23 protein-coding genes and 1 pseudogene are annotated in these 23522 nt (G+C 70.7%); 13 read left to right on the top strand and 11 right to left on the bottom strand.

Translation table 11 applies throughout. The features are described 5' to 3' along the window. Positions 1–31: 31 nt before the first annotated feature. The 4 genes from GKE56_RS12615 to GKE56_RS12600 all read left to right on the top strand — a co-directional run bounded on the left by GKE56_RS12615 (position 32) and on the right by GKE56_RS12600 (position 4735). Positions 32–853, top strand: a complete 822-nt coding sequence (locus GKE56_RS12615; RefSeq protein WP_154684837.1) for an RNA methyltransferase — start codon at positions 32–34, stop codon at positions 851–853. Positions 854–901: 48 nt separating this feature from the next. Next, positions 902–1537 carry a VOC family protein gene (locus GKE56_RS12610; protein ID WP_154684836.1) on the top strand — a complete coding sequence of 212 codons (636 nt, stop codon included), beginning with the start codon at positions 902–904 and terminating at the stop codon, positions 1535–1537. Between the two features lie 115 nt (positions 1538–1652). Further along, the gene (locus tag GKE56_RS12605) at positions 1653–3365 is read left to right on the top strand and encodes an FAD-dependent oxidoreductase (RefSeq protein WP_154684835.1); all 1713 of its coding nucleotides are present in this window, start codon (positions 1653–1655) and stop codon (positions 3363–3365) included. Continuing rightward, complete coding sequence (locus GKE56_RS12600; protein ID WP_154684834.1) at positions 3362–4735, top strand: adenylate/guanylate cyclase domain-containing protein; 1374 nt, start codon at positions 3362–3364, stop codon at positions 4733–4735. Before GKE56_RS12605 ends, GKE56_RS12600 begins: the two co-directional genes overlap by 4 nt. Positions 4736–4793: 58 nt before the next feature. Here the strand turns inward: GKE56_RS12600 and GKE56_RS12595 are convergent, their stop codons facing one another. Both GKE56_RS12595 and purB read right to left on the bottom strand, forming a co-directional pair. Beyond that, on the bottom strand, positions 4794–5153 hold the full coding sequence (locus GKE56_RS12595) for a DUF2568 domain-containing protein (RefSeq protein ID WP_154684833.1): 360 nt from the start codon (positions 5151–5153) through the stop codon (positions 4794–4796). A gap of 40 nt (positions 5154–5193) precedes the next feature. Then, positions 5194–6603: an adenylosuccinate lyase gene (purB, locus tag GKE56_RS12590; RefSeq protein ID WP_154684832.1), complete on the bottom strand. Its 1410-nt coding sequence runs from the start codon at positions 6601–6603 to the stop codon at positions 5194–5196. A gap of 85 nt (positions 6604–6688) precedes the next feature. Here purB and GKE56_RS12585 point away from each other — a divergent pair, with 85 nt between their 5' ends. Next, positions 6689–7720, top strand: coding sequence for an aldo/keto reductase (locus GKE56_RS12585; RefSeq protein WP_154685782.1), 1032 nt, complete (start codon positions 6689–6691; stop codon positions 7718–7720). A 282-nt stretch (positions 7721–8002) separates the two neighbouring features. Here GKE56_RS12585 and GKE56_RS18320 read toward each other — a convergent pair whose 3' ends face one another. The 9 genes and pseudogenes from GKE56_RS18320 to GKE56_RS12550 form a co-directional block, all read right to left on the bottom strand. After that, positions 8003–8173 carry a hypothetical protein gene (locus GKE56_RS18320; RefSeq protein ID WP_370518503.1) on the bottom strand — a complete coding sequence of 57 codons (171 nt, stop codon included), beginning with the start codon at positions 8171–8173 and terminating at the stop codon, positions 8003–8005. Between the two features lie 58 nt (positions 8174–8231). After that, positions 8232–8465 (bottom strand): annotated as a pseudogene (locus tag GKE56_RS18315) (low molecular weight phosphotyrosine protein phosphatase); the annotation flags it as partial. Between the two features lie 64 nt (positions 8466–8529). Further along, complete coding sequence (galE, locus tag GKE56_RS12575) at positions 8530–9546, bottom strand: UDP-glucose 4-epimerase GalE (RefSeq protein WP_154684831.1); 1017 nt, start codon at positions 9544–9546, stop codon at positions 8530–8532. A gap of 4 nt (positions 9547–9550) precedes the next feature. After that, on the bottom strand, positions 9551–9952 hold the full coding sequence (gene paaI, locus GKE56_RS12570; protein ID WP_230208951.1) for a hydroxyphenylacetyl-CoA thioesterase PaaI: 402 nt from the start codon (positions 9950–9952) through the stop codon (positions 9551–9553). Continuing rightward, a complete protein-coding gene (locus GKE56_RS17865) occupies positions 9949–10872 on the bottom strand; it encodes a 3-hydroxyacyl-CoA dehydrogenase family protein (protein ID WP_255424967.1) in 924 nt (307 codons plus the stop codon). Before GKE56_RS17865 ends, paaI begins: the two co-directional genes overlap by 4 nt. Continuing rightward, entirely contained in the window at positions 10838–11179 is a 342-nt protein-coding gene (locus tag GKE56_RS17860; RefSeq protein WP_255424966.1) for a 3-hydroxyacyl-CoA dehydrogenase NAD-binding domain-containing protein, read from the bottom strand. Before GKE56_RS17860 ends, GKE56_RS17865 begins: the two co-directional genes overlap by 35 nt. A 100-nt stretch (positions 11180–11279) precedes the next feature. Continuing rightward, the gene (locus GKE56_RS12560; RefSeq protein ID WP_154684830.1) at positions 11280–12371 is read right to left on the bottom strand and encodes an ABC transporter substrate-binding protein; all 1092 of its coding nucleotides are present in this window, start codon (positions 12369–12371) and stop codon (positions 11280–11282) included. 112 nt (positions 12372–12483) lie between these two features. Further along, positions 12484–13407 carry an ABC transporter permease gene (locus tag GKE56_RS12555; protein ID WP_154684829.1) on the bottom strand — a complete coding sequence of 308 codons (924 nt, stop codon included), beginning with the start codon at positions 13405–13407 and terminating at the stop codon, positions 12484–12486. Then, entirely contained in the window at positions 13407–14210 is an 804-nt protein-coding gene (locus GKE56_RS12550) for an ABC transporter ATP-binding protein (protein WP_154684828.1), read from the bottom strand. The genes GKE56_RS12555 and GKE56_RS12550 overlap by 1 nt, the downstream gene beginning before the upstream one ends. A gap of 192 nt (positions 14211–14402) precedes the next feature. Between GKE56_RS12550 and GKE56_RS12545 the strand changes: the two genes are divergently transcribed. The 8 genes from GKE56_RS12545 to GKE56_RS12510 all read left to right on the top strand — a co-directional run bounded on the left by GKE56_RS12545 (position 14403) and on the right by GKE56_RS12510 (position 23518). Beyond that, positions 14403–16010: a sensor histidine kinase gene (locus tag GKE56_RS12545; RefSeq protein ID WP_230208950.1), complete on the top strand. Its 1608-nt coding sequence runs from the start codon at positions 14403–14405 to the stop codon at positions 16008–16010. Continuing rightward, positions 16007–16684 carry a response regulator gene (locus GKE56_RS12540; protein WP_154684827.1) on the top strand — a complete coding sequence of 226 codons (678 nt, stop codon included), beginning with the start codon at positions 16007–16009 and terminating at the stop codon, positions 16682–16684. The genes GKE56_RS12545 and GKE56_RS12540 overlap by 4 nt, the downstream gene beginning before the upstream one ends. Before the next feature lie 27 nt (positions 16685–16711). Next, positions 16712–18436: a phenylacetic acid degradation protein PaaN gene (paaN, locus tag GKE56_RS12535; protein ID WP_154684826.1), complete on the top strand. Its 1725-nt coding sequence runs from the start codon at positions 16712–16714 to the stop codon at positions 18434–18436. A gap of 37 nt (positions 18437–18473) precedes the next feature. Continuing rightward, positions 18474–18854: a phage holin family protein gene (locus tag GKE56_RS12530; protein ID WP_154684825.1), complete on the top strand. Its 381-nt coding sequence runs from the start codon at positions 18474–18476 to the stop codon at positions 18852–18854. 27 nt (positions 18855–18881) lie between these two features. Beyond that, the gene (gene hisC / locus GKE56_RS12525) at positions 18882–19997 is read left to right on the top strand and encodes a histidinol-phosphate transaminase (protein WP_230208949.1); all 1116 of its coding nucleotides are present in this window, start codon (positions 18882–18884) and stop codon (positions 19995–19997) included. A gap of 9 nt (positions 19998–20006) precedes the next feature. Then, positions 20007–21053, top strand: a complete 1047-nt coding sequence (mgrA, locus tag GKE56_RS12520; RefSeq protein WP_230208948.1) for an L-glyceraldehyde 3-phosphate reductase — start codon at positions 20007–20009, stop codon at positions 21051–21053. A gap of 282 nt (positions 21054–21335) precedes the next feature. Then, the gene (gene pdhA / locus GKE56_RS12515) at positions 21336–22544 is read left to right on the top strand and encodes a pyruvate dehydrogenase (acetyl-transferring) E1 component subunit alpha (protein ID WP_370518394.1); all 1209 of its coding nucleotides are present in this window, start codon (positions 21336–21338) and stop codon (positions 22542–22544) included. After that, on the top strand, positions 22544–23518 hold the full coding sequence (locus GKE56_RS12510; protein WP_230208947.1) for an alpha-ketoacid dehydrogenase subunit beta: 975 nt from the start codon (positions 22544–22546) through the stop codon (positions 23516–23518). The genes pdhA and GKE56_RS12510 overlap by 1 nt, the downstream gene beginning before the upstream one ends. The last annotated feature ends 4 nt before the right edge of the window (positions 23519–23522 follow it).

Raw genomic sequence — 23522 nt, 5'->3', positions numbered from 1 at the left:
GCCTGCTGGAGGTGCCACACTGGGCTCCGCCATGGCAGACCTGCTCATCTCCTCGCCCGCCAACCCTCGCCTCAAGACGCTCGTCGCGCTGCGCCGTCGCCGGACCCGCGAGGACACCGGCCACACCCTGGTCGAGGGCTTCGAGGAGCTCTCACTGGCGCTCGAGGCGGGGGTCGTTCCCGAGGCGCTGTACTACTGCCCCGAGCTCATGCTCGACCCGGCAGCCCAGAGTGCGGTCGTCGACCGGGTGCGCCGGGACGGCGTCGAGACGGTCCAGGTGACCCGGGCCGCCTTCGAGAAGGCCGCCTACCGCGAGGGGCCGGACGGCTTCCTCGCCGTGGTGGGCGCCGTGACCCGCCGCTGTGCCGACCTCGCTGTCGGCGACGCCGCCCTCCTGCTGTTCTGCGAGGGCGTCGAGAAGCCGGGCAACCTCGGCGCCATGCTGCGCACGGCTGACGCCGCGGGGGCGGACGCGGTCATCGCGGCCGACCCGGTCACCGACTGGGGCAACCCGAACCTCGTCCGGTCGAGCAAGGGCACGGTGTTCAGCGTGCCGGTGGCGAGCGATCCCACGGCCGATGCCCTCGCCTGGCTCGACGACCACGGGATCGCGCTGGTCGCCACCACCCCGGACACCGACGTGGACTACACCGACGTCGACTACACCGGCCCGGTCGCGATCGCCGTCGGCGCCGAGAAGTACGGACTCACGGACCGCGTCCTCGCCCACGCGGCATACCAGGTCCGCATCCCGATGGTCGGCAAGGCGAACTCGCTCAACGTCGCGACGTCCGCTGCGGTGGTCATCTACGAGGCGGTCCGGCAGCGGCGGCGCAGCACCGCGCCCCACTGACCACACCCGTGTCAGGAGCACTCCCGCGCGTGTGCCACGATGTCGGGTATGCGAGTTGATCACGTGTCGTATGCCGCGGAGCACGACGGTCTGCGGGCGACCGCCGAGCGCTTGGCCAAGCGCATCGGGGTGGATCCGGTCGACGGCGGCGTCCACCCGAGGTTCGGCACGCGCAACGTGATCCTTCCGCTCGCGCACGACCGCTACGTCGAGGTCGTCGAGGTGCTCGACCACCCCGCCTCCGACAAGGCGCCGTTCGGCCAGGCCGTGCGTGCCCGCTCCGCGAACGGCGGCGGCTGGCTGGGCTGGGTCGTCGCGGTCGACGACCTGTCGCCCTACGAGGCGCGGATCGGCCGCCAGGCCGTCGACGGCAACCGGTACCGCCCCGACGGCACCGAGATCAAGTGGCGCCAGCTCGGCGTCAAGGGCTTGATCTCCGACCCGCAGCTGCCCTTCTTCGTGCAGTGGGCCGACCCGAGCCTGCACCCGTCGGTGGGGGCGCACACCGAGGTCACTATCGACAGTCTCCAGATCGCGGGCGACCCCGAGCGGGTGCGCGACTGGCTGAACCTGCCGGCTGACGAGACGTCCTCGGTCATCGACTTCACCTTCGTCGCTCCGCACGGCACGCCCGGTCTGTTGGCCGTCACCTTCGACACCCCGGGCGGCAAGGTCACCGTCTGACCGACCGCCGACATCGGCGTCGTCCTTGGCTGTCTCTACGTCATCCGGGCGATTCGCGGTGCTTCGGCGCGACCTAGCGTGAGAGCCCAGCCAGGTCCCAACGGTGGGAGGAGCCGTGGCTCGTCCACTCCTGCTCGCAGTCGATGCCGATCCCGAGTCGCTGTCCCGCGTCGAGAACCACTTGCAGCGCCGGTTCGGTGCCGACTACCGCGTCCGCGGAGAGCTGACCAGCGGCGCCGCACTGGAGCTGCTGCGGGACTGCGCACACCGGGGCGAGCCCGTCGCGGTCGTGGTAGCCGACCAGTGGCTTGCGGGCATCCCCGGCGCGGAGCTGCTCGGCACGGTGCGCACGCTGCACCCCGACGCGCGCCGCGCTCTGCTCGTCCCCTGGGGCGCGTGGTCCCAGCGTCCGACGGCTGAGGCGATCCTGCGCGCGATGGCCGTGGGAGACATCAACTACTACGTCCTCAAGCCGTGGTCCGACACCGACGAGCTGTTCAGCCGGACCGTGGGGGAGTTCGTGCACGAGTGGTCCCGCACGGTCGTCTCCCCAGACCGGGAGGTCGTCGTCGTCGCCGAGCGGCGCGCGCCTCGCGGTCACGGCATACGAAGTGTGTTGACCCGCAACGGAATCCCGCACACCTACCTCGAACGCGGCACGCCAGCCGCGACGACAGCCCTCGGGCGGATGGGGATTCGCGACCCCGAGCAGCTCACCGGTCCGGTCGTGGTCTGGATGCCGGCGGTGGGGGGCGCCGTGCTGCTCGACCCGACCGACGCCGAGCTCTGCGAGGCGTGGGGTATCCGGACCACCCTGGACGACGAGCGCGACTTCGACGTCGTCGTCGTGGGCGCCGGGCCGGCCGGGCTCGCTGCGTCGGTCTATGCCAGCTCCGAGGGCTTGCGGGTGCTGGTCGTCGAGCGCGAGACGCTTGGCGGACAGGCAGGTTCGAGCTCACTGATCCGCAACTACCTCGGCTTCTCCCGCGGCCTCGGGGGATCGGACCTGGCCCAGCGCGGTTACCAGCAGGCGTGGGTCTTCGGCGCGCACTTCCTGCTCACCCGCGAAGTCGAGCGGGTCACCCCTGCGGATGGTGGGTTCGACGTCACGATCGGCACCGTCGGCACGGTGCGGGCGCGCGCGGTCGTGCTGGCCTCCGGGGTGTCCTACCGCCGGCTGGGCATCGACTCCCTGGAGGTCCTGAGCGGTGCGGGCGTGTACTACGGCGCCAGCGTCTCGGAGGCTCAGGGACTCACCGGCCTGCGGGTCGTGGTCCTCGGTGGCGGCAACTCGGCTGGTCAGGCGGTGCTCCACCTCGCCCGGTATGCCGCGCACGTCCGTCTGGTGGTTCGTGGTAGGGCCCTCGGTGAGGCCATGTCGCAGTACCTGGTCGACGAGATCGAGGCCAACGACGTCATCACGGTCCACACGGGGAGCGAGGTCGTCGGGGGCGGGGGTGACGGCTGGCTCAGTGAGGTGGTGATCCGGGACCGCGAGTCGGGTGCCGAGCAGACGGTCGAGGCCGACGGGCTGTTCGTGATGATCGGCGCCGAACCGCGCACTGGGTGGCTGCCCGAGCAGGTCGCACGAGATCGTCAGGGCTTCGTGCTCTGTGGCACCGATGCGATGGGCGCCGTCGGGTGGCCGTTGGACCGGGTGCCGCTCGCCTACGAGACGACCGTGCCCGGGTTCTTCGCGGTCGGGGACGTGCGGCACGGGTCGGTGAAGCGCGTCGCGTCGGCCGTTGGCGAGGGCTCGGTGGTGGTCTCGCAGCTCCATGAGTACCTCGCGGCGGTGAAGGCCCAGACCGCCGGAGGGCGTCGGTGACCCTCGCCGGCGACCGCCCGCTGAACCCGCGCACGGTGGTAGCCGGGGTCGTGGCGGCGCTGGTTCCGCTCGGGGGGCTGGCGCTGCTGCTGCGGCGCCCGAGCCTCGACCTGAGCTGGGAGCACCACCCCTCCCACTTCTGGATCGTCCTCGGCGCGGCCGCGCTGAGCGCGGTCGTGGCATACGGAACGGGGGTCGCCTCGCTGCGCCGCGGCGACGCCCGAGTGCTCCTGGTGTCGCTGACCTTCCTGTCCGCGGCTGGCTTTCTGGGGTTGCACGCGCTCGCGACGCCGGGGGTGCTCCTCGACCACCCCAATGCCGGGTTCACCGTGGCCACGCCGACCGGGGTCGCGCTCGGTGCCGGGTTCGCGGCATGGTCGGCGACCTCGCTCGAGGGTGAGCGAGCCGTGCGGATCATCGCCCGGGCGCGGGTCCTACGGGGCGCCCTGATCGCCGTCATGGCGCTGTGGGCGGTCGCGTCCCTGGCCTCGCTGCCGCCGCTCAACGGCCACGTGGCGCCCGAGCGGGCGTCCGGACCGATGGTGGCGCTCGCGCTGGTGTCCATCGGCCTCTACGTCTGGGCCGCCTTGCGCTACCTGCGCCTCTGGCGCCACCGCCGCGGCAGTATGCCGCTGGCCGTCGCCGCAGCGGTCGTCCTCCTGGCCGAGGCCATGGTGGCGCTGCTGTTCGCCCCGAACTGGCACCTGAGCTGGTGGGAGTGGCACGTGCTCATGCTGCTGGCCTTCGCGTTGGTGGCCTGGGGGGCGCAGGAGCAGTGGCACGAGGAGCGCTTCTCCGGGCTCTACCTCGACCAGACCGTCGCCGGCCGCCGCGAGATGAGCATCCTGTTCGCGGACCTGCAGGGGTTCACGACCTTCTCCGAGGCGCACGAGCCGCAGGAGGTGACCGCCATGCTCAACGCGTACTTCGAGGTCGCCATCCCGTCGGTCGTCGGCGCCCATGGGGGTGACGTCGACCGCCTCATCGGCGACGCGATCATGGCGACCTTCAACCGGCGCGGCGACCAGCCCGACCACGCCCGCCGGGCCGCGGCGGCTGCGCTCGCCCTCCAGGAGGCCACGGGCACGGTGGCGGCCGAGCATCCGGGCTGGCCGCGGTTCCGCGCGGCCGTCAACACCGGCGAGGTGTCGGTCAGCCTCCTGGGTGCCGGTGGCGGTCGCACCCACACCGTGATCGGGGATGCCGTGAACGTCGCGTCCAGGCTGGAGGCGAAGGCTCCCGTCGGCGGCGTGGCGATCAGTGCCGCCACGCGCGACCTACTCCCCGGCGCGCGCACCGAGCCGCTCGGCGCGTTGGAGCTCAAGGGCAAGACTGACGCCATCGAGGCGTACGTGCTGCTCGAGCTGTGAGGAGTCCGCGAGGAGCTGCAAGGAGCTGTGAGGAGCTGTGAGCGGCGCCCGGGTGTGCTCAGTGCGCGGTTGGCGTCGTCTCGTCGGCGGTGAGGGCGCGAACCGCGGGCAGCTGGGCGAGCGCATTGACCACGACGGAGAAGGCGGCGAGGCCCACCGCCCAGCCCTGGTGGTCGGCAACCCAGAGGCCGACCGACGCGAGGCCGAAGACGAGCACCTTGGTCACGGGCCGGACGACCGGGCCACCGAGCGGGGCCTTCGGTGAGGCGAAGCTCCACCACACGGCGATCACGAGCACGACCATCGCCGTGGCGAGCATGGCACCACCGGCCCAGTGCCCCCAGACGGCTGCCGCGGCTGCGGCGAGCAGCTCGTCGACGAAGACAGCAGCAAGGACGACCCATCCGGCAGCGAGCACGGGCCCAGTCTGCCGGTCGGCCGCTCAGTCCGTGGCGGACTCAGTCGAGGAAGTCGACGAGCTGCGGCGCGGCCCCGATGTAGGTCTGCGGGGTCAGCTCGGACAGCCGCTTGGCCACGTCGTCCGGCAGGCCCAGACCTGCCACGAACTCGCGCAGGTCGTCGCCGGTGATGCGCCGACCGCGGGTGAGCTCCTTGAGCCGCTCGTAGGGGTTCTCCATGCCGGCAACACCCTGGGCGCCGAGGGCGCGCATGGCCGACTGCACCGGTTCGCCCAGCACCTCCCAGTTGGCGTCGAGGTCGGCGGCCATCGCCGCGGGGACGGCATCCAGGCCTGCGAGCCCGCGGCTGGCGTTGTCGATGGCGAGCAACGAGTGCCCGAACGCCGTGCCGATGTTGCGCTGCATCGAGGAGTCGGTGAGGTCACGCTGAAGGCGGCTGTTGACCAAGGTCGAGCCGAGCACGTCGAGCAGCGCGTTGCTCACCTCGAGGTTGGCCTCGGCGTTCTCGAAGCGAATGGGGTTGACCTTGTGGGGCATCGTCGAGGACCCGACCGTGCCCTGACCACGCACCTGGGCGAAGTACCCGAGCGAGATGTAGGTCCAGACGTCGGTGCAGAGGTTGTGGAGGATGCGGTTGAAGCGGGCCACGTCGGCATACAGCTCGGCCTGCCAGTCGTGGGACTCGATCTGGGTGGTGAGCGGATTCCACTGCAGCCCAAGGGATTCCACGAACTCGCGACTGAGGGACGGCCAGTCGGCGTCGGGCACGGCGGCGAGGTGGGCGCCGTAGGTGCCGGTGGCGCCGTTGAGCTTGCCGAGGTACTCGGCGGACCCGATGCGGCGCAGCTGCCGACCGAGCCGGTGGGCCAGGACAGCGAGCTCCTTGCCCATGGTCGTGGGGGTGGCCGGCTGCCCGTGGGTGTGCGCGAGGAGCGGGACGTCGCGCAGGTCGGAGGCCATCGTGGCCACGCCCTCGACGAAGGCGGTCGCCCGCGGGAGCCACACCTGGGTGACCGCACCCTTGACCATGAGCGCGTAGGACAGGTTGTTGACGTCCTCGCTGGTGCAGCAGAAGTGGATGAGCTCAGCCAGGCCCTTGTCGGCGTCGGACGGCGCGATGCGGGTGAGGCGGCGCTTGAGGAAGTACTCGACGGCCTTCACGTCGTGCTGGGTCTCGCGCTCGATCTCGGCCAGCTCGGCGATCTCGTCGGCCCCGAAGTCCGCGACCACCTGGCGCAGCTTGGCCTGTTCGTCCGCGGTGAGCGCGCGGACTCCCGGCACGACCTGGTGCGTCGTCAGGAAGATCAGCCACTCGACCTCGACGTGGACGCGCTCGCGGTTGAGCGCGGGCTCGGACAGGTGGTCGACCAGCGGAGCCACCGCGGCTCGGTACCGCCCGTCGAGGGCGCCGAGGGCGATGGGCGGGGTCGCGTCAGCAAGCGAGGCCATGACCCACAGTCTCCCAGAGCGCAGCGGCTGCGCCGCACACCGGTATGCCGCGCGGGAAGCAGGCGCGCCGCATACGGTGGCGGGTATGCGCTTCACCACCTTGGGAACCAGCGGCACTGTCGTCTCCACGCTCTGTCTCGGCACGATGACCTTCGGCGCCGAGGCCGACGAACGCGAGTCGGGAGCAGTGCTCGAGGCCTACGTCGCGGCGGGAGGCAACTTCATCGACACCGCGGACGTCTACAGCAAAGGAGACTCCGAGCTGATCATCGGGCGGTGGCTCGCGACCCACCCCACTGAGGCACGCCAGCTCGTGATCGCCACCAAGGGCCGCTTCCCGATGGGCGATGGGCCCAACGACCTCGGGCTCTCGCGCCGCCACCTGCGCTCGGCCCTGGACGCCTCGCTCGGCCGCCTGGGCGTCGACCACATCGACCTGTACCAGATGCATGCCTGGGATGCCGTGACGCCGATCGAGGAGACGTTGCGGTTCCTCGACGATGCCGTGACAGCCGGCAAGATCTCGTACTACGGGTTCTCCAACTACCTGGGCTGGCAGGTCACCAAGGCAGCGCTCACGGCCCGGGCCAACGGGTGGACCGCGCCGGTAACGCTCCAGCCGCAGTACAACCTGCTCGTGCGCGACATCGAGCACGAGGTCGTGCCGGCCTGCCTGGATGCCGGCTTGGGGCTGCTGCCGTGGTCGCCGCTCGCGGGGGGCTGGCTGACCGGCAAGTACCAGCGCGACCAGCGCCCGCGGGGCGAGTCGCGACTAGGTGATGACCCGGAGCGGGGCATGGAGGCGTGGGGGCCGCGCAATGCGCAGGAGCGGACCTGGGAGGTCGTCGATGCCGTCGGCGAGGTGGCGGCGGAACTCGGCGCGTCCTCGGCCCAGGTCGCCCTGGCGTGGGTGGCCGCCCAGCCCGCGGTGTCGTCGGTGATCCTCGGCGCGCGGACGGTCGACCAGCTGACCGACAACCTCGGCGCCGCGGACGTCACGCTGCCGCCCGAGGCCCTGGCGCGGCTCGACGAGGTGAGCGCGCCCCGCCTGCCCGACTACCCGTACGGCGCGGCCGGCGTGCAGCAGCGGCACCGCGCGATCCCCGGCCAGTCCTGACCCCCGACTGAGCTGACCCCTGACTTATTGCCCTCAATCCACCGAATCTGGGCCTCAAAGGCCACCATGTGGTGGACTCGGGGCAATAAGTCGGGGGTGAGCCACGCGGCCACCCCCTTTGGGGGAGCGGGGGTGACCGCCGGCGGCACCAGGCCGACCCTGTGGGGAGGTCGACCGCCGTCGAGCCCACACCGGGGGGGCCAGTGGAACGGGCTCCCGATCACCCTGCCAGCCCTGGGGCGTCCATTCCAAGCAGCTATTCAGAACTCGAATACCTGCAGGTCAGCCATGGTGCGCAGCGGCGAGGGCGGCGCGCACGTACCCGACCACACCGTCGGCGGCGGCCAGCACCTCGGCATACGTCTGGTCGAACGCGTCGTCGTGGCCGTACCACGGGTCGGCCATCTCGAGGTCTCCATCGCGCTCGGCGACAGGGTCGAACGAGCGGAACAAGCCGAATCTTGGCGCGCTGCTCGTCGGTGCGGGCGAGCGAGCGCAGCTCACGGAGGTGGCCGGCGTCGGCAGCAAGCACCAGGTCGGCGTCGACCAGCCACGAACCCTCGAACTTGCGGGCGACATGCGCCGATCCGCCGAAGTCGGCGTGCCCGTTGCGTTCGAGCACGGCCAGGGTGCGCGGGTCGGCTGGGTTGCCGACCTCCCACGAGTGCGTGCCTGCCGACTCGACGACGACGCGGTCGCCCAACCCGGCCTCAGCGAAGCGCTCGCGCAGCACGAACTCGCCCATCGGGGAGCGGCAGATGTTGCCGGTGCAGACGACGATGACGCGGTACGGGCGGTGGGTGACCATGTCAGTCCGGGTAGCCGAGCGGGTTGGACTTCTGCCAGCGCCACTGGTCGGCGCACATGTCCTCGATGGTCCGCGTCGCCTTCCAGCCGAGCTCGGACTCGGCCCGCGTCGGGTCGGCATATGAGGCGGCGATGTCCCCGGCGCGGCGCCCGACGATCTCGTAGGGCAGCTCGTGGCCGCACGCCTTCTCGAACGCGTGCAGCACCTCCAGCACCGAGGTGCCGCGTCCCGTGCCGAGGTTCCAGGTGGAGACGCGGTCGTCGGTGGTGCCCAGCTTGGTGAGCGCCGCGAGGTGGCCGGCAGCGAGGTCCTCGACGTGGATGTAGTCGCGCAGCGCCGTGCCGTCGGGAGTGTCGTAGTCGTCGCCGAAGACCCGCAGCTGGTCGAGCTTGCCGACCGCGACCTGGGCAATGAACGGCATGAGGTTGTTGGGTATGCCGGAGGGGTCCTCGCCGATGGTGCCGGAGACGTGCGCGCCCACCGGGTTGAAGTACCGCAGCAGCGCGATCCGCCACCGCTCGTCGGTCTGCGCCACGTCGCGCAGGACCTGCTCGATCATCACCTTGGTCCAGCCGTAGGGGTTGGTCGCCGAGGTCGGGAACTCCTCGCGCATCGGCACCGGGGCCCGGTCGCCGTACACCGTCGCCGAGGAGGAGAACACCAGGCGGAAGCACCCGTGCCGTTGCATCGCCCGCACCAGCGCGAACGTCGAGTCGAGGTTGTTCTGGTAGTACTCCAGCGGCACATCGACGCTCTCGCCGACGGCCTTGAGTCCAGCGAAGTGGATCACGGCGTCGAACTGCCGTTCGGCGAAGAGCGACTCGGTCTTGTCGCGGTCGGTGAGGTCGAACGCGTGCACCTCGAGGGGTGAACCGGCCAGCGCTTCGAGGCGCCCGACGACAGTGCGCTTGGCGTTCGAGAAGTTGTCGACGACGACGACGTCGTGGCCGGCCGCCATGAGCTGGACGACGGTATGGGATCCGATGAAGCCGGCACCGCCGGTGACGAGGACACGCATGGGTTCACCGTATCTGTCGTGACCGGCCGCGGAACTCGGCCACCACGGCGCCGTCGGACTCGCGCGTCACGGTGACGTCCGTGAGGCCGCTGCGCCCGTATGCCGCGCGGGCCCAACCCTCGGCGACGAGGACGTCACCCCGGCGCGCAGACGTGATGAAGGTGATGTCTGCGCCGGCCGCGACCGTGACCTGACCCCGGGAGTTGCACACGAGGGCGAAGGTCGAGTCGGCGAGGGTGAACAGGTAGCCACCGTGGGCGATGTCGTGGCCGTTGACCATCTCGGCCGTGACGACCATGCGCACGACGGCGTGGTCGACCTCGATGACGGTCGCCTCCATGCCCAGCGCTCGCGACGCCTCGTCGTCCTCCCACATCTGCAGGACGTGGGTGAGGTCAGTGGTCATCGGTCGACCCCTTGCCGGGCAGAGCCGCCGTGCTCGCCGTGCTCGCCCGTACTCGCCATGCTCGCGAGGCTCGGGCTCGGCCGGTAGCGGCCGCCGGGGAAGGCGCGGTCGAGCGCGGCCAGCTGGTCGGCCACCACGGCATACCCGATCTCGGCTCCCCACTCGATCGGCCCGCGGGGGTAGTTGGTGCCGAGCTGCATCGCGGTGTCGACGTCGGCCGCGGTGGCCTCGCCGCGGCCCACGAGGTCGACCGCCTCGTTGACGAGCATGGCGAGCGTTCGGGCCACGGGATCGGTCTCGACCGGGCCGCCGACCAGCTCTTCGATGCGGCGTTCGTCGGGGTCGACGTCCTGGGGGGTGCCGTCCGCGGCATAGCGGTAGATGCCCTGCCCGCTCTTGCGCCCGAGCCTTCCCGAGGCCACGAGGTCGCGCTGCACCTGGGCCGGTTCGTACCGCGGGTCGTGGTCGGTCTGCTCCCAGACGCTCGTGCCGACGGCGAGGTTGACGTCCTGGCCGATGAAGTCGGTCAGCTCCAGGGGGCCCATGCGAAAGCCGGCCCGTCGCAACGCCTCGTCGAGGGTGGCGGCGTCCGCGACGCCCGCCATGAGCATCCGCTGCGACTCGCCGTAGAACGGCCGCGCGACCCGGTTGACGATGAAGCCCGGGGTCGACGTGCACTGGACCGGCGTCTTGCCCCACGCCGTCATGAGCTGCGTTGCCGCACTGAGGGTTTCGGGGCTGGTCTGGGAGCCGCGGATGACCTCGACCAGGCGCATCACCGGTGGGGGGTTGAAGAAGTGCAGTCCCACGATGCGTTCGGGGTGGGGCGTGCCGTCGCTGATCGCGGTGATGTCGAGGCTGGAGGTGTTGGTGGCGAGGATCGAGTCACCCGGCTGGTGCGCGCCGAGCTCGGCGAACAAGCGCCCGCTTGGTCGACAGGTCCTCGCGCACGGCCTCGATGACCAGGGCCGAGGGGGGCAGGTCGGCCACCCGGGTGGTGGTGCGCAGGAGCTCCGCGACCGCCTCGAGCCGGGCCGAGTCGATCCGTCCCTTGGCCTCGAGGCGTTGCAGGCTGCCGATGATCCGAGCGACGCCGTCCTCGGCCGCGCCGGTCACGGCGTCGACGAGGGTGACCGGGTGACCGGCCATCGCCGCGACCTGGGCGATGCCCGCGCCCATCGCCCCGGCGCCGACGACGGAGACTGGTGCGCCGTTGCTGCGGTCCATGGTCCGGAGTCTGGCAGAAACGGCCGTGCCCAACGCAGACGGGAGGTATGCCGCGGCGGGGTCCCGCGGCATACCTCCCGTGTTCTGAGGGTGGAGTCGATCAGCTGATCGGCGTCGCGGCCTGCACGAAGTCGTTCGTGAAGGTCTTGCTCAGGTCGATCGTCTTGCCCTTGACCTTGGCGTTGAACTCGCTCAGGACTGCCAGGCAGGTGGGCGGGCCGTCGGCCGGCATGATGCCGGTCGGGTTGAAGATGCCCCGCTCGCTGTCGAGCGCCTTGATGTAGGCGGGCTTGCCGACACCCTTGTAGTAGGCGGCCGGCATCTTGTCGGCGATCTCGGCGCCCGTGTGGGCCTGGATCCACTTGAGGGTGGAGACGTAGGCGTTGACGAGCTTCTGGACCGTGTCCTTGTGGCTGTTCACCCAGTCGACCGGCATGTACAGCGAGGTCGCCGGGTAGGTGCCACCGAGAGCCGCCTTCGAGCCCTCGGCCGTGCGCATGTCGAGCAGGATGAACGCGGTGCCGTCGGACAGGGCCTGCGAGACGGTGGGCTCGGTCGTCATGCCGCAGTCGATCGCCTTCTGCTTCATGGCGGCGATGAACGTCTGGCCGGCGCCGACGCCACGACGGGTCTCCTGGGTGGGGCTGACGCCGTTCTTCTTGCTCAGGTACTGGGTGAGGAAGTCGGTCGACGAGCCGGTGTCGGTGATGCCGAGCGAGCGGCCCTTGAAGTCGGCCGGGCTGTTGACCTTGCCCTTGAGGTCGCTGCGGCACAGCTCGACCTCGCCGGGGATCTGGAGCATGGAGACGACGGCCTCGGAGTACTTGCCCTGGGCCTGGAGGGCGATGTTGTGGTCGTAGAAGCCACCGACACCCTGGACCTGGCCGGCGAGCATGTTCTGCGTCGCGTCACCACCGGCGGGCTCGTCGACGAGGTTGACGTTGACGCCGGCCTTGTCGTAGTAGCCGAGCTGCTTGGCGAGCATGAACGGCAGGTAGATCTGCTTGCTCATGCCGCCGACCATGATGGTGACCTGGGGGGAGTTGGCGGCGGCCGCCGGGGCGCTGGAGGACGACGAGCCGCCGGCTGCGGCCGCGCCCGAGGACCCGGAGGCGTTGTTGGCGCAAGCGGCCAGGCTCGATGCGGCGAGCACTGCGGCGCCGAAGGCCGCGATGCGGTGGGTGGTGGTCATGAACTCTCCTTTGAGCTGCAGGTGGTGTTGAGCTGGGTGGTGTCGAGCTGGGTGGTGGTGCGGGTGGTGGAACGAGTCGTGCGGGTGGTGCCGCGGGAGGTGCGGCGGGCTCTCACTGGACTGCCGCACCTCCGTGGGTCTGGGGCGGACGCCAGCGCAGGAGGCGCCGCTCGAGCAGGCTGATGAGGCCTTCGGCCGTGAGCGCGATGACGGCCACGAGCACCATGCCGGCGAGGACGCCGTTCATGTCGAAGTTGTTCTGCGAGGACCGGATCAGCAGGCCGAGGCCCTCGTTGGCGCCGAGGATCTCGCCGACCAGGGCGCCGATGAGGGCGAACCCGAAGCTGATGTGCAGGCTCGCGAGGATCCAGGTGAACGCCGACGGCAGGACGACGTCGCGGGTCACCTGCCAGCGGGAGGCGCCGAGGAGCCGGGCGTTGGCGATGAGGTTGCGGTCCACCTCGCGTGAACCCTGGTAGGCGTTGAAGAAGACCCCGAAGAACACGAGGACCACGGCGAGGATCACCTTGGACTGGATGCCGAAGCCGAAGGCCACCGTGAAGATGGAGCCGAGGATGATGCGCGGGATCGAGTTGGCCGCCTTGAGGAACGGGCCGAAGATCTCCGAGAGCACCGCGACGCGTCCCAGCGCGATGCCGCAGACGACGCCGAGGATCGAGCCGATGACGAAGCCCATCACGGCTTCCTCGAGGGTGATGAGGATCTGCTGGCCGAGCGAGCCCTGGCTGGTCCCGACGGTGAACCAGTCGATCAGGGTCTGCCAGACACCCTTGGGCTCACCCCAGAAGAACGGGTCGACGATCTTGGCCTGCACGCAGAGCTGCCACACCGCGAGGGTCACGACGACGATGGCCACGCGCACCCCGGCGAGGGTCAGCCGTCGACGGGTGCCTCGGGGAGCGCGCCGCCCCGAGGGCGTGGGATCGGTTGCCGGCGCCGAGGACGGAAACTGGGTGGCCTGGGCGTCCAGGCTGCCGCTCGCGGGGGCGTCATGGCTCGAGGAGACGTCGATCATCACGCCACCGCCGATCGGGTGGTGCGGTCGTATGCCTCGGCGACCTCGGCGCGCAACGCCTCCCAGATCTGCTCGTAGAGCTCGATGAACCGCGGGTCGAACCGGATCTCCTGCACGACGCGGGGCCGGGGCAGGTCGATCTCGAACTCGGCCTTGACGGTGCCGGGCCCGGCGGTGATGACGACGACCTTGTCGGCGAGGGCGATGGCCTCCTCCAGGTCGTGGGTCACGAACACCACGGCCGGCTTGGTCTGGTCCCACAGGTGGAGCAGCTCGGTCGACATGATCGCGCGGGTCTGCACGTCGAGGGCGCTGAACGGCTCGTCCATGAGCAGGATCCGGGGCTCGTTGATGAGGGTCTGGGCGAGGGCCACGCGCTTGCGCATCCCGCCGGAGAGCTGGTGGGGGAACCGGTCCTCGAACCCGGAGAGCCCGACCCGACGCAGCCAGTCGCGGGCCAGGGTCGTCGCCTCGGTGCGACCCTTGCCGCGGTAGATCGGACCGGCCGCGACGTTGTCCAGCACGGAGCGCCACGGGAACACGGCATCCTGCTGGAACACGAACCCGGTGCCGGTGTCGATGCCCTTGACCTGCTGGCCGTGGACGAAGGCCTCGCCCTGCGACGGGCGCTCGAGGCCCGAGACGAGCGTGAGGGTGGTGGACTTGCCGCAGCCGGTGGGGCCGACGACCGCGCAGAACTGGCCCTCCTCGACGGTCAGCGCCAGGTCCTTCAGGGCGGTGTAGGTACCGCCATCCGCAGTCGCGAACTTCTTGGTGACGTTCCGCAGTTCGATGGCCGCCATTGGCCGAACCTCTTTCCTCGACGATGAGTTGCGTCACCGTAGGAGCGGGTGTGCCGAGCGCGGAACCCTTGTGTGCGTTGCCCCCGTATGCCGCAATAGCCGTGGTTTTGTGCGTTCTGCTCAGCCATGCTGGGGGCGCGACGCCGGACGGCGCCGCCGGTGGGCCGATGCCCACCCCGAACGAGGAGACGTATGCCGCGACTGGGCCGCACCCTGGCCTCCCGGATCCTCTTCGCCGTCCTCGGGATCATGGCCGTGACGATGGCCCTCGGTCTGGCGCTGTTCACGAGTGTCACCAGCCGGGCCACGGACGAGCAGGCGGTGGAGCAGGCCCGCAGCATCGCCGTCTCGCTGGGGCACGTACCGCAGGTGGCGAGTGCGGTGCAGGCGGGCGACCCCGACCACACGCTGCGGCGACTCGGCGAGGCGGTGCGCCGCGACTCCGGGGCGTCCTACGTGGTGATCATCGGCCAGGACGGCACGCGGTACTCCCACCCCAACCCGGCTCAGATCGGTCGCAGGATCGAGGAGCCTGTGATCGCCCTCGACGGGCAGGTGCACACCGGCGTCGACCAGGGCAGCCTGGGCCGCTCGGCGAACGCCAGGGCGCCGATCTTCGACGCCGCGGGGAAGCCGGTCGGCGAGGTCTCCGTGGGGCTGCTCGAGTCCGAGGTGGGCGTCCGGTTCACCCACGAGATGGCCGACGTCCTCCTCTACACCGGCGCCGCCCTGGCGCTGGGCGTGGTCGCCTCGTTGCTCCTCGCCCGCGGCATCAAGCGGGTGACGTTCGGCCTCGAGCCGTCGGAGATCGTGGCTCTGGTCCAGGAGCGCGAGGCGATGCTGCACGGCATCCGCGAGGGGGTCATCGGCGTCGACCCGGCGGGGCGGATCAACGTGCTCAACGACGAGGCCAGGCGCCTGCTCGACATCCCGACCGCGGTCCTGGGGCAGCGGGTGGTCGACGTCCTGCCGGACGGCCGACTGCGGCGGGTCGTGACCGGCGAAGTCGAGGGCCAGGACCTCGTCACCGTGACCGACGAGCACCTGCTCGTGCTGAACCGGATGCCGGTCGTCGTGGGCGAGCGCCACGCCGGGTGGGTGGTGACGATCCGCGACCGCACGGAGCTCGAGGCGCTGCTGCGGCAGCTCGCGTCGGTCGAGGGCCTCACCAACGCCCTGCGCGCCCAGGAGCACGAGTTCTCCAACCGCCTGCACGTGCTGTCCGTGCTGCTCGAGCTGGGCGAGGTCGAGGAGGCCACCCGGTACAGCCGGCACCTGCAGGCCGACACGGCGCTGGTCGGCGAGGACATCCGGTCGCGGATCGGCTCGCCGGTGGTCACGGCCCTGCTGCTCGCCAAGACCACGGTTGCCGCCGAGCGCGACGTCCAGGTGCGTCTGGATCCGGCCAGCCGCCTCGCCACGCCCGTCGCCGACGAGGTGCCGATCGTGACGGTGCTCGGCAACCTGATCGACAACGCCGTGGATGCCGTCGCCGACGACGCCCGGACCGTCGGTGACCACCCGCGCGGTGTGGTCACCGTGTCGCTGGGATGCGAAGGCGGCGTGATCCAGATGTCGGTCACCGACACCGGCCCCGGCATCGCCGCCGACCGGCTCGACGACGTCTTCGTCGACGGGTTCTCCACCAAGGAGCCGCGCCGCGGCATGCGTCGCGGCGTGGGGTTGGCACTGGTGCACCGACTCGTGACACGAGACGGTGGGACCATCACGGCCGCCAGCCCCGGCGGCGCAAGGTTCGACGTCACGCTGCCCATGCGGCGTAGAGAGGGCACCGAGTGATCCGCGTCCTTGTGGTCGACGACGACTACCACGTCGCCCAGGCCCACGCCCTCAGCGTGGCCCGCATCGAGGGGTTCACCGTCGTCGGCGAAGCGCACACCGCGTCCGAGGCGGCCGAGCTCGTGACGTCGCAGCAGCCCGACCTGTTGCTGCTCGACATGTACCTGCCCGACTTCAGCGGGCTCGAGCTCGTGCGGCGGTTGGCGGTCTCGGACGGCCACGTGCCCGACTTCCTCCTGGTGACCGCGGCTCGCGACATCGAGTCCGTGCGGACCGCGATGCAGCTCGGGGCGTTCTACTACCTGGTGAAGCCGTTCAGCTTCGCCGCGCTGCGCGAGCAGCTGGAGGCCTACCGGACGTGGACCGAACGGCTGGGGCGTGAGGGCGAGGCCGACCAGCAGGTCGTCGACACCCTCTTCAGCCTGCGGGGCACCTCGCCGCGACGGGCCGCGGCCACCCGGGCCCTCCAGCCGACCATGGCTCGGGTGCTCGAGATCGTCACGACGGCCAAGGGGCCGATCGGGGCCTCCGAGGTGGCCGAGGTCCTCGGCGCCAGCCGGCCGACCGCGCAGCGCTACCTCGCCTCGCTCGTGAGCAAGCAGCTGCTCGACCTCGACCTCAGCTACGGCAGCACCGGCCGTCCCGAGCACCGCTACCTCCCGCGGCGGCGCTGAGCCCGCGACGGTTCATAGACTGGTCGCATGACCACGGCAACGGCGCCCACGAACCACCCTCTCGTCGACACCCACGCCGAGGTGATCGCGCAGGCGACCCAGGCGCTCGCAGACCGCTCGTACTTCTCGCGCTACCCCGAGTCACCGTCGCCGCGGGTCTACGGCGAGGGGGCCGCGGAGGCGGGGCAGGCGGCATACGAGGGGCTGCGGGACAACGCCTTCGGTGGCCTCGGTGACGTGCGCACGGACGGTCAGTGGGTCGGCGAGGAGGTCTCGCCGTACGGCCCCGCCCTCGGCATCACCTACCCCCACCTCGACCTCGACGCCGCCCTGGCGGCTGCCGAGGCCGCCGTGCCGGCCTGGCGCGACGCCGGGGCCCGCACCCGCGCGGCCGTGTGCGTGGAGATCGTCGAGCAGATCAACCGGCGGTCCTTCGAGATGGCCCACGCGGTCATGCACACGACCGGGCAGCCGTTCGTCATGGCGTTCCAGGCGGCCGGCCCGCACGCCCAGGACCGCGCGCTCGAGTCGATCGTCGCCGGGCTCGTGGAGCAGGAGCGCGTGCCCGCCTCGGTCGTCTGGGAGAAGCCGGGTCGCGACAAGGAGGGCAACCCCGCCCCGATCCGGATGCAGAAGGACTACCGCGTCGTACCGCGCGGCGTCGCGCTGGTCATCGGCTGCAACACCTTCCCCACGTGGAATGGCTACCCCGGACTGTTCGCCTCGCTCGTCACCGGCAACCCCGTCGTGGTCAAGCCCCACCCGCGGGCCGTGCTCCCGCTCGCGATCTCCGTGGCGGTATGCCGCGAGGTGCTCGCCGAGGCCGGCTTCGCCGCCGACCTGGTCCAGCTCGCTCCCGAGGCCGAGGGTGAGGGTCTGGCCAAGGTGCTCGCGGAGCGCGACGAGGTCCGGATCATCGACTACACCGGCGGCCCGACCTTCGGGGTCTGGCTCGAGGAGCACGGGGCGGCCCGCGGCCAGCTGGTCTACACCGAGAAGGCCGGCGTCAACACCATCGTGGTCGACTCGACCGACAACCTTCGGGGAGTCCTCGGCAACCTCGCGTTCTCGCTGACCCTCTACTCCGGCCAGATGTGCACGACGCCCCAGAACATCTACGTCCCCCGCGAGGGGATCGCCACCGACGAGGGGCAGGTCTCGTTCGAGGACTTCGGGGCCCGGCTGGCCGCGGCGGTCGGCAAGCTGACCGGTGACGACGCCCGGGCCGTCGAGCTCCTCGGAGCCACCGTGAACGACGGAGTGCGCGCCAACGCGGCTGGTCTCGCCGCGCTCGCCGAGGAGGCGGGCGGCTCCGTGGTGCTGGACTCGCGCGCGGTGACCCACCCGGCATACCCCGACGCCGTGGTGCGGGCCCCCGGACTGGTGAGCCTGGACGCGAGCCGCGAGGACGTCTACACCCAGGAGTGCTTCGGGCCGGTGACCTTCCTCATCGCGACCTCGGGCACGGCGCAGTCGCTCGCCCAGTTCCGCGACACGGTGCGCGAGCACGGGGCGATGACCGCAGCGGTGTACTCGACGGCCGACGACGTCCTCGACGCCGCCCGTGACGCGGCAGCCGACGCCGGGGTCGCGCTCTCCGAGAACCTCACCGGGCCGGTGTTCGTCAACCAGACCGCGGCGTTCTCGGACCTGCACGGCACCGGGGCCAACCCGGCGGCCAACGCGGCCTACGTCGACGCGGCCTTCGTGGCGAGCCGGTTCCGGGTGGTCACCTCGCGCCGCCACGTTTAGGCACGTCTAGCCGTCGCCGATCTGGCACCATCACGGCATGGGCATCCTCATCAAGATTGCCGTCAATGCGGTGGCACTGTGGGTCGCGGCCTGGCTGCTGCCGGGCATCTCGTTCGGCGCGGGCAAGTTCGGGTCGAAGTTCGCGACGGTGATCCTCGTCGCGCTCGTCTTCGGGCTGGTCAACGCCGTCGTCAAGCCGATCGCGAAGTTCCTCAGCTTCCCGTTCATCATCCTGACGCTGGGCCTGTTCACGTTCGTCGTCAACGCGTTCATGCTGCAGCTGACCGAGTGGATCGCCGAGCCGCTGGGGCTGTCGTTCACGATCCGGCACTTCTTCTGGGACGCCGTCATCGGCGCCGTGGTCATCACCGTGGTGTCGATGATCCTGCACTGGGTCATCCCGGACAGCGACGAATGAGCGGCCGGCCACACCTAGAGTGAGCCCATGAGCGACCGCATGAGTGAGCCCATGAGCGACAGCGAGGTCAGACTGCGCACGGCCCTCGACCAGGTGCCTGCCTACGTCCCCGGCAAGCCCGCCGCCGCGCCCGAGGGCGTCACGGCATACAAGATCTCGTCCAACGAGAACCCGTACCCGCCGCTGCCCTCGGTGCTCAAGGTGGTGCAGGAGGCCGCCCGGGCGATCAACCGCTACCCGGACATGGCGGTCACCGAGCTCACCCAGGCGCTCGCCGACGCCCTCGGCGTGCCGACCGAGCACCTCGCGACCGGCACCGGGTCGGTTGGCGTCCTCGGCCAGGTCATCGCGGCCACCTGCGACGCCGGCGACGAGGTCGTCTACGCGTGGCGCTCGTTCGAGGCCTACCCGATCGTGGTGGCCCTGGCGGGAGCCCGCAGCGTGCAGGTCCCGCTCGACGACCACGCCCGACACCAGCTCGACGCGATGCTCGCCGCGATCACCGACCGCACCAAGGTCGTCATCGTGTGCACGCCCAACAACCCGACCGGCCCGATGGTCACCCACACCGAGCTCGAGCGGTTCCTCGACGAGGTGCCCAGCCGGGTGCTCGTGGTGGTCGACGAGGCGTACGTCGAGTTCGTCACGGGCGAGGATGCCCCGCGCAGCCTCGAGCTCTACCGCGACCGGCCGAACGTCATGGTGCTGCGCACCTTCTCCAAGGCCTACGGCCTGGCGGGACTGCGGATCGGGTATGCCGTGGCCCACCCCCAGGTCGCGGCGGCCCTGCGCAAGACGGCGGTCCCGTTCGGCGTCAACTCGCTGGCCCAGGCCGCCGGCGTCGCGTCGTTGGCGGCGTTCGACGAGCTGAAGGAGCGGGTCGACGCCCTCGTGGCGGAGCGCACGCGGGTCGTCGGGGCGCTGCGCGGGCAGGGCTGGTTCATCCCCGACACGCAGGCCAATTTCGTGTGGTTCGGGCTCGGCGAGCGCTCCAGCGACTTCGCCGCCGTGGCCCAGCGGGAGGGCCTGATGCTGCGCAAGTACGGCAACGACGGGGTGCGCGCGACGATCGGCGAGACCGAGGCCAACGACGTGCTCATCCGCGTTGCCGGCGACTTCCTCGCGGAGCACCCGGCCTCCTAGGGTGGGGGAATGGTCGACACCTGGATGCCCCCGTACCTCGCCCACCCGGACCGCTACGGCCCGATGCCTTACCGCAAGGTGGGCCAGAGCGGACTGCGACTGCCTGCGGTCTCCCTGGGGCTCTGGCACAACTTCGGCGACGACAAGCCGTTCGACGTGCAGCGGGCGATCCTGCGGCGGGCGTTCGACATCGGCATCACGCACTTCGACCTCGCCAACAACTACGGCCCGCCGTACGGCGCCGCCGAGGCCAACTTCGGCCGCCACTTCGCGTCGGACTTCCGGCCCTACCGCGACGAGCTGGTCATCAGCTCCAAGGCGGGCTGGGACATGTGGCCCGGCCCCTACGGCGACGGTGGCTCGCGCAAGTACCTGGTCGCCAGCCTCGACCAGACGCTCCGGCGCACCGGCCTCGACTACGTCGACATCTTCTACTCCCACCGGCCCGACCCCGACACCCCGCTCGAGGAGACGATGGGCGCGCTCGCCAGCATCGTCAAGCAGGGCAAGGCGCTGTATGCCGGCATCTCCAGCTACGGTCCCGAGCTGACCGCCCGTGCCGCCGACCTGCTCGACGAGATGGGGGTCCCGCTGCTCATCCACCAGCCGTCGTACTCGATGGTGAACCGCTGGGTCGAGGGCGGCCTGCTGGACACCCTCGGCGAGCGCGGCATCGGCTGCATCGCGTTCAGCCCGCTCGCCCAGGGGATGCTCACGAACAAGTACCTCGGCGGCATACCCGAGGGGTCGCGCGCCAGCCAGGGGAAGTCGCTCTCGCCCGACCTGCTCACCGACGAGGCGCTCACCCACGTCCGCAAGCTCAACGACCTCGCCCAGGAGCGCGGCCAGTCGCTGGCCCAGATGGCGCTGGCGTGGGCGCTGCGTGACGACCGGGTGACCTCGGTGCTGATCGGGGCGTCCTCCGTCGGCCAGCTCGAGGACTCCGCTGCGGCGGTGGCGAACCTGCGGTTCTCCGACGCCGAGCTCGCCGAGATCGACCGCGACGCCGTCGAGGCCGGCATCGACCTCTGGCGCACCCAGTCCCAGCTCTCCTGACCCCACCCTCCCCGACTTATTGCCCTCAATCCACCGAATCTGGGTCCTCAGGGGCGTCGTTTGGTGGGCTGGGGGCAATAAGTCGCGGGTGGTGCAGGAGTCCGGATTCTGAGATTTCCGGCGCGCCCGATATCTTGGCCACAGCAAGGCCCACATGTGAGCGCCGCCACACGCGGCGCGACCAGCCTGCCGCAGTAGCCATCAGCGGAGACCCCGCAGGGGTGACCGCGGCCCGAGCCGACGATGCCGTCAACCGCGGCACCGGAGGAAGAAGGAGTGCCTGTGAGCGACAACGCAGTCGCCAGTTCCGGCGCAGCCACCACCAGTCCCGCCGAGGACGAGGTGCTGGCCGAGCTGACCGCCCCGGTCCCCGAGGTGGGTGACGGCGGACCCGAGATGGTCCAGCTGCTCACGCCCGAGGGTCAGCGCGTCGAGAACACCGAGTACGACGAGTACGTCAAGGACCTGACCGACGAGGACCTGCGCGGGTTCTACCGCGACCTCGTCCTGATCCGACGCGTCGACGCGGAGGCCACCGCCCTGCAGCGCCAGGGCGAGCTCGGCATCTGGGCCTCCCTGCTCGGCCAGGAGGCCGCCCAGGTGGGCTCCGGCCGCGCGATGCGACCGCAGGACTACGCCTTCCCCACCTACCGCGAGCACGGCGTCGCCTGGTGCCGCGGGGTGAACCCCCTCAACCTCCTCGGGCTGTTCCGCGGCGTCAACCACGGCGGCTGGGACCCCAACGAGAAGAACTTCCACCTGTACACGATCGTCATCGGAGCCCAGACGCTGCACGCGACGGGCTACGCCATGGGCATCCAGCGCGACGGGGCCGTCGGCACCGGCGACCCCGACCGCGACTCGGCCGTCATCGCCTACTTCGGTGACGGAGCCAGCGCCCAGGGCGACGTCAACGAGGCGTTCGTCTACGCCGCCGTCAACAACGCCCCGGTCGTGTTCTTCTGCCAGAACAACCAGTGGGCCATCTCCGAGCCCAACGAGCGCCAGACCCGGATCCCGCTGTACCAGCGGGCGCGTGGCTTCGGCTTCCCCGGTGTGCGGGTCGACGGCAACGACGTGCTCGCGGTGTATGCCGTGGCCACCCAGGCGCTCAACGCCGCCCGTTCCGGTCAGGGCCCCACCTTCGTCGAGGCCTACACCTACCGCATGGGCGCCCACACGACCTCCGACGACCCGACGAAGTACCGCGTCTCGGCCGAGGTCGAGGTCTGGAAGCACCGCGACCCGATCGAGCGCCTCAAGGCCTACCTCGTGCACGAGAAGATGGCCGACCACGACTTCTTCGAGGCCCTCGACCGCGAGGCCGACGAGCTCGCCGTCGCCGTCCGGGAGGGCTGCCTGTCCATGCCCGACCCGACGCCCGACTCGATGTTCGACCACATCTACGTGGAGCCCCATCCGGTCGTCGAGGCCGAGCGCAGGGAGTTCGCCGCCTACCACGCCGGCTTCGAGGGTGAGGGGAGCCACTGATGGGCACCATGACGATCGCCAAGGGCATCAACAACGGACTGCGCGCCGCCATGGAGCGCGACCCGAAGGTCGTCCTCATGGGTGAGGACATCGGCAAGCTCGGTGGCGTCTTCCGCGTGACCGACGGTCTGCAGAAGGACTTCGGCGAGGAGCGCGTCATCGACACCCCGCTCGCCGAGGCCGGCATCGTCGGCACCGCGATCGGCATGGCGCTGCGCGGCTACCGCCCAGTCGTGGAGATCCAGTTCGACGGGTTCATCTACCCGGCGTTCGACCACATCGTCAGCCAGGTCGCCAAGATGCGGGCCCGCTCGCTCGGCAAGGTCAAGCTGCCGATGGTCATCCGCATCCCTGTGGGCGGTGGCATCGGGGCGGTCGAGCACCACTCCGAGTCCAACGAGGCCTACTTCGCGCACACCGCGGGCCTGAAGGTGGTCTGCTGCTCCAACGCCGAGGACGCCTACTGGATGATCCAGCAGGCCATCGAGTCCGACGACCCGGTGCTGTTCTACGAGCCCAAGCGGCGCTACTGGGACAAGGGCGAGGTCGACGAGGCGTCGGCTCCCCGCCCGCTCCTCGCGGCCCAGGTATGCCGCGCGGGCACCGACGCGACGCTGCTCGCCTACGGCCCCATGGTCAAGACCTGCTTGCAGGCGGCCGAGGCGGCTGCGGCCGAGGGCAAGGAGCTCGAGGTCATCGACCTGCGCACGCTGAGCCCGCTCGACCTCGACACGATCGCGGCATCCGTGGAGAAGACGGGCCGGGCTGTCGTCGTCCACGAGGCGTCGACGTTCCTCGGGATGGGCGCCGAGATCGCGGCCGAGCTGCAACAGCGCTGCTTCTACCACCTCGAGGCGCCTGTGCTGCGAGTCGGCGGCTACAACCTGCCCTATCCGCCGAGCAAGCTCGAGGAGGAGTTCCTCCCCGACCTCGACCGGGTGCTCGACGCCGTCGACCGCTCGCTCGCCTTCTGAAGAC

This window comes from Nostocoides sp. HKS02 (genome assembly GCF_009707485.1).
In the GTDB taxonomy this organism is placed as follows: domain Bacteria; phylum Actinomycetota; class Actinomycetes; order Actinomycetales; family Dermatophilaceae; genus Pedococcus.
Note: the sequence above shows the minus strand (reverse complement) of the source record. Positions and strands in the feature narration are given on the sequence as shown.

Excerpts from the sequence above, each read along its gene's own strand:
- GKE56_RS12615 (WP_154684837.1), top strand. The coding sequence starts at position 32 with ATGGCAGACCTGCTCATCTCCTCGCCCGCCAACCCTCGCCTCAAGACG.
- mgrA (WP_230208948.1), top strand. The coding sequence starts at position 20,007 with ATGGTCGACACCTGGATGCCCCCGTACCTCGCCCACCCGGACCGCTAC.
- GKE56_RS12560 (WP_154684830.1), bottom strand. The coding sequence starts at position 12,371 with ATGACCACCACCCACCGCATCGCGGCCTTCGGCGCCGCAGTGCTCGCC.
- hisC (WP_230208949.1), top strand. The coding sequence starts at position 18,882 with ATGAGCGACCGCATGAGTGAGCCCATGAGCGACAGCGAGGTCAGACTG.
- purB (WP_154684832.1), bottom strand. The coding sequence starts at position 6,603 with ATGGCCTCGCTTGCTGACGCGACCCCGCCCATCGCCCTCGGCGCCCTC.
- GKE56_RS12510 (WP_230208947.1), top strand. The coding sequence starts at position 22,544 with ATGGGCACCATGACGATCGCCAAGGGCATCAACAACGGACTGCGCGCC.
- paaI (WP_230208951.1), bottom strand. The coding sequence starts at position 9,952 with ATGACCACTGACCTCACCCACGTCCTGCAGATGTGGGAGGACGACGAG.
- GKE56_RS12530 (WP_154684825.1), top strand. The coding sequence starts at position 18,474 with ATGGGCATCCTCATCAAGATTGCCGTCAATGCGGTGGCACTGTGGGTC.
- GKE56_RS12550 (WP_154684828.1), bottom strand. The coding sequence starts at position 14,210 with ATGGCGGCCATCGAACTGCGGAACGTCACCAAGAAGTTCGCGACTGCG.
- galE (WP_154684831.1), bottom strand. The coding sequence starts at position 9,546 with ATGCGTGTCCTCGTCACCGGCGGTGCCGGCTTCATCGGATCCCATACC.
- GKE56_RS12585 (WP_154685782.1), top strand. The coding sequence starts at position 6,689 with ATGCGCTTCACCACCTTGGGAACCAGCGGCACTGTCGTCTCCACGCTC.
- GKE56_RS17860 (WP_255424966.1), bottom strand. The coding sequence starts at position 11,179 with ATGGACCGCAGCAACGGCGCACCAGTCTCCGTCGTCGGCGCCGGGGCG.
- GKE56_RS12555 (WP_154684829.1), bottom strand. The coding sequence starts at position 13,407 with ATGATCGACGTCTCCTCGAGCCATGACGCCCCCGCGAGCGGCAGCCTG.
- GKE56_RS12610 (WP_154684836.1), top strand. The coding sequence starts at position 902 with ATGCGAGTTGATCACGTGTCGTATGCCGCGGAGCACGACGGTCTGCGG.
- GKE56_RS12545 (WP_230208950.1), top strand. The coding sequence starts at position 14,403 with ATGCCGCGACTGGGCCGCACCCTGGCCTCCCGGATCCTCTTCGCCGTC.
- paaN (WP_154684826.1), top strand. The coding sequence starts at position 16,712 with ATGACCACGGCAACGGCGCCCACGAACCACCCTCTCGTCGACACCCAC.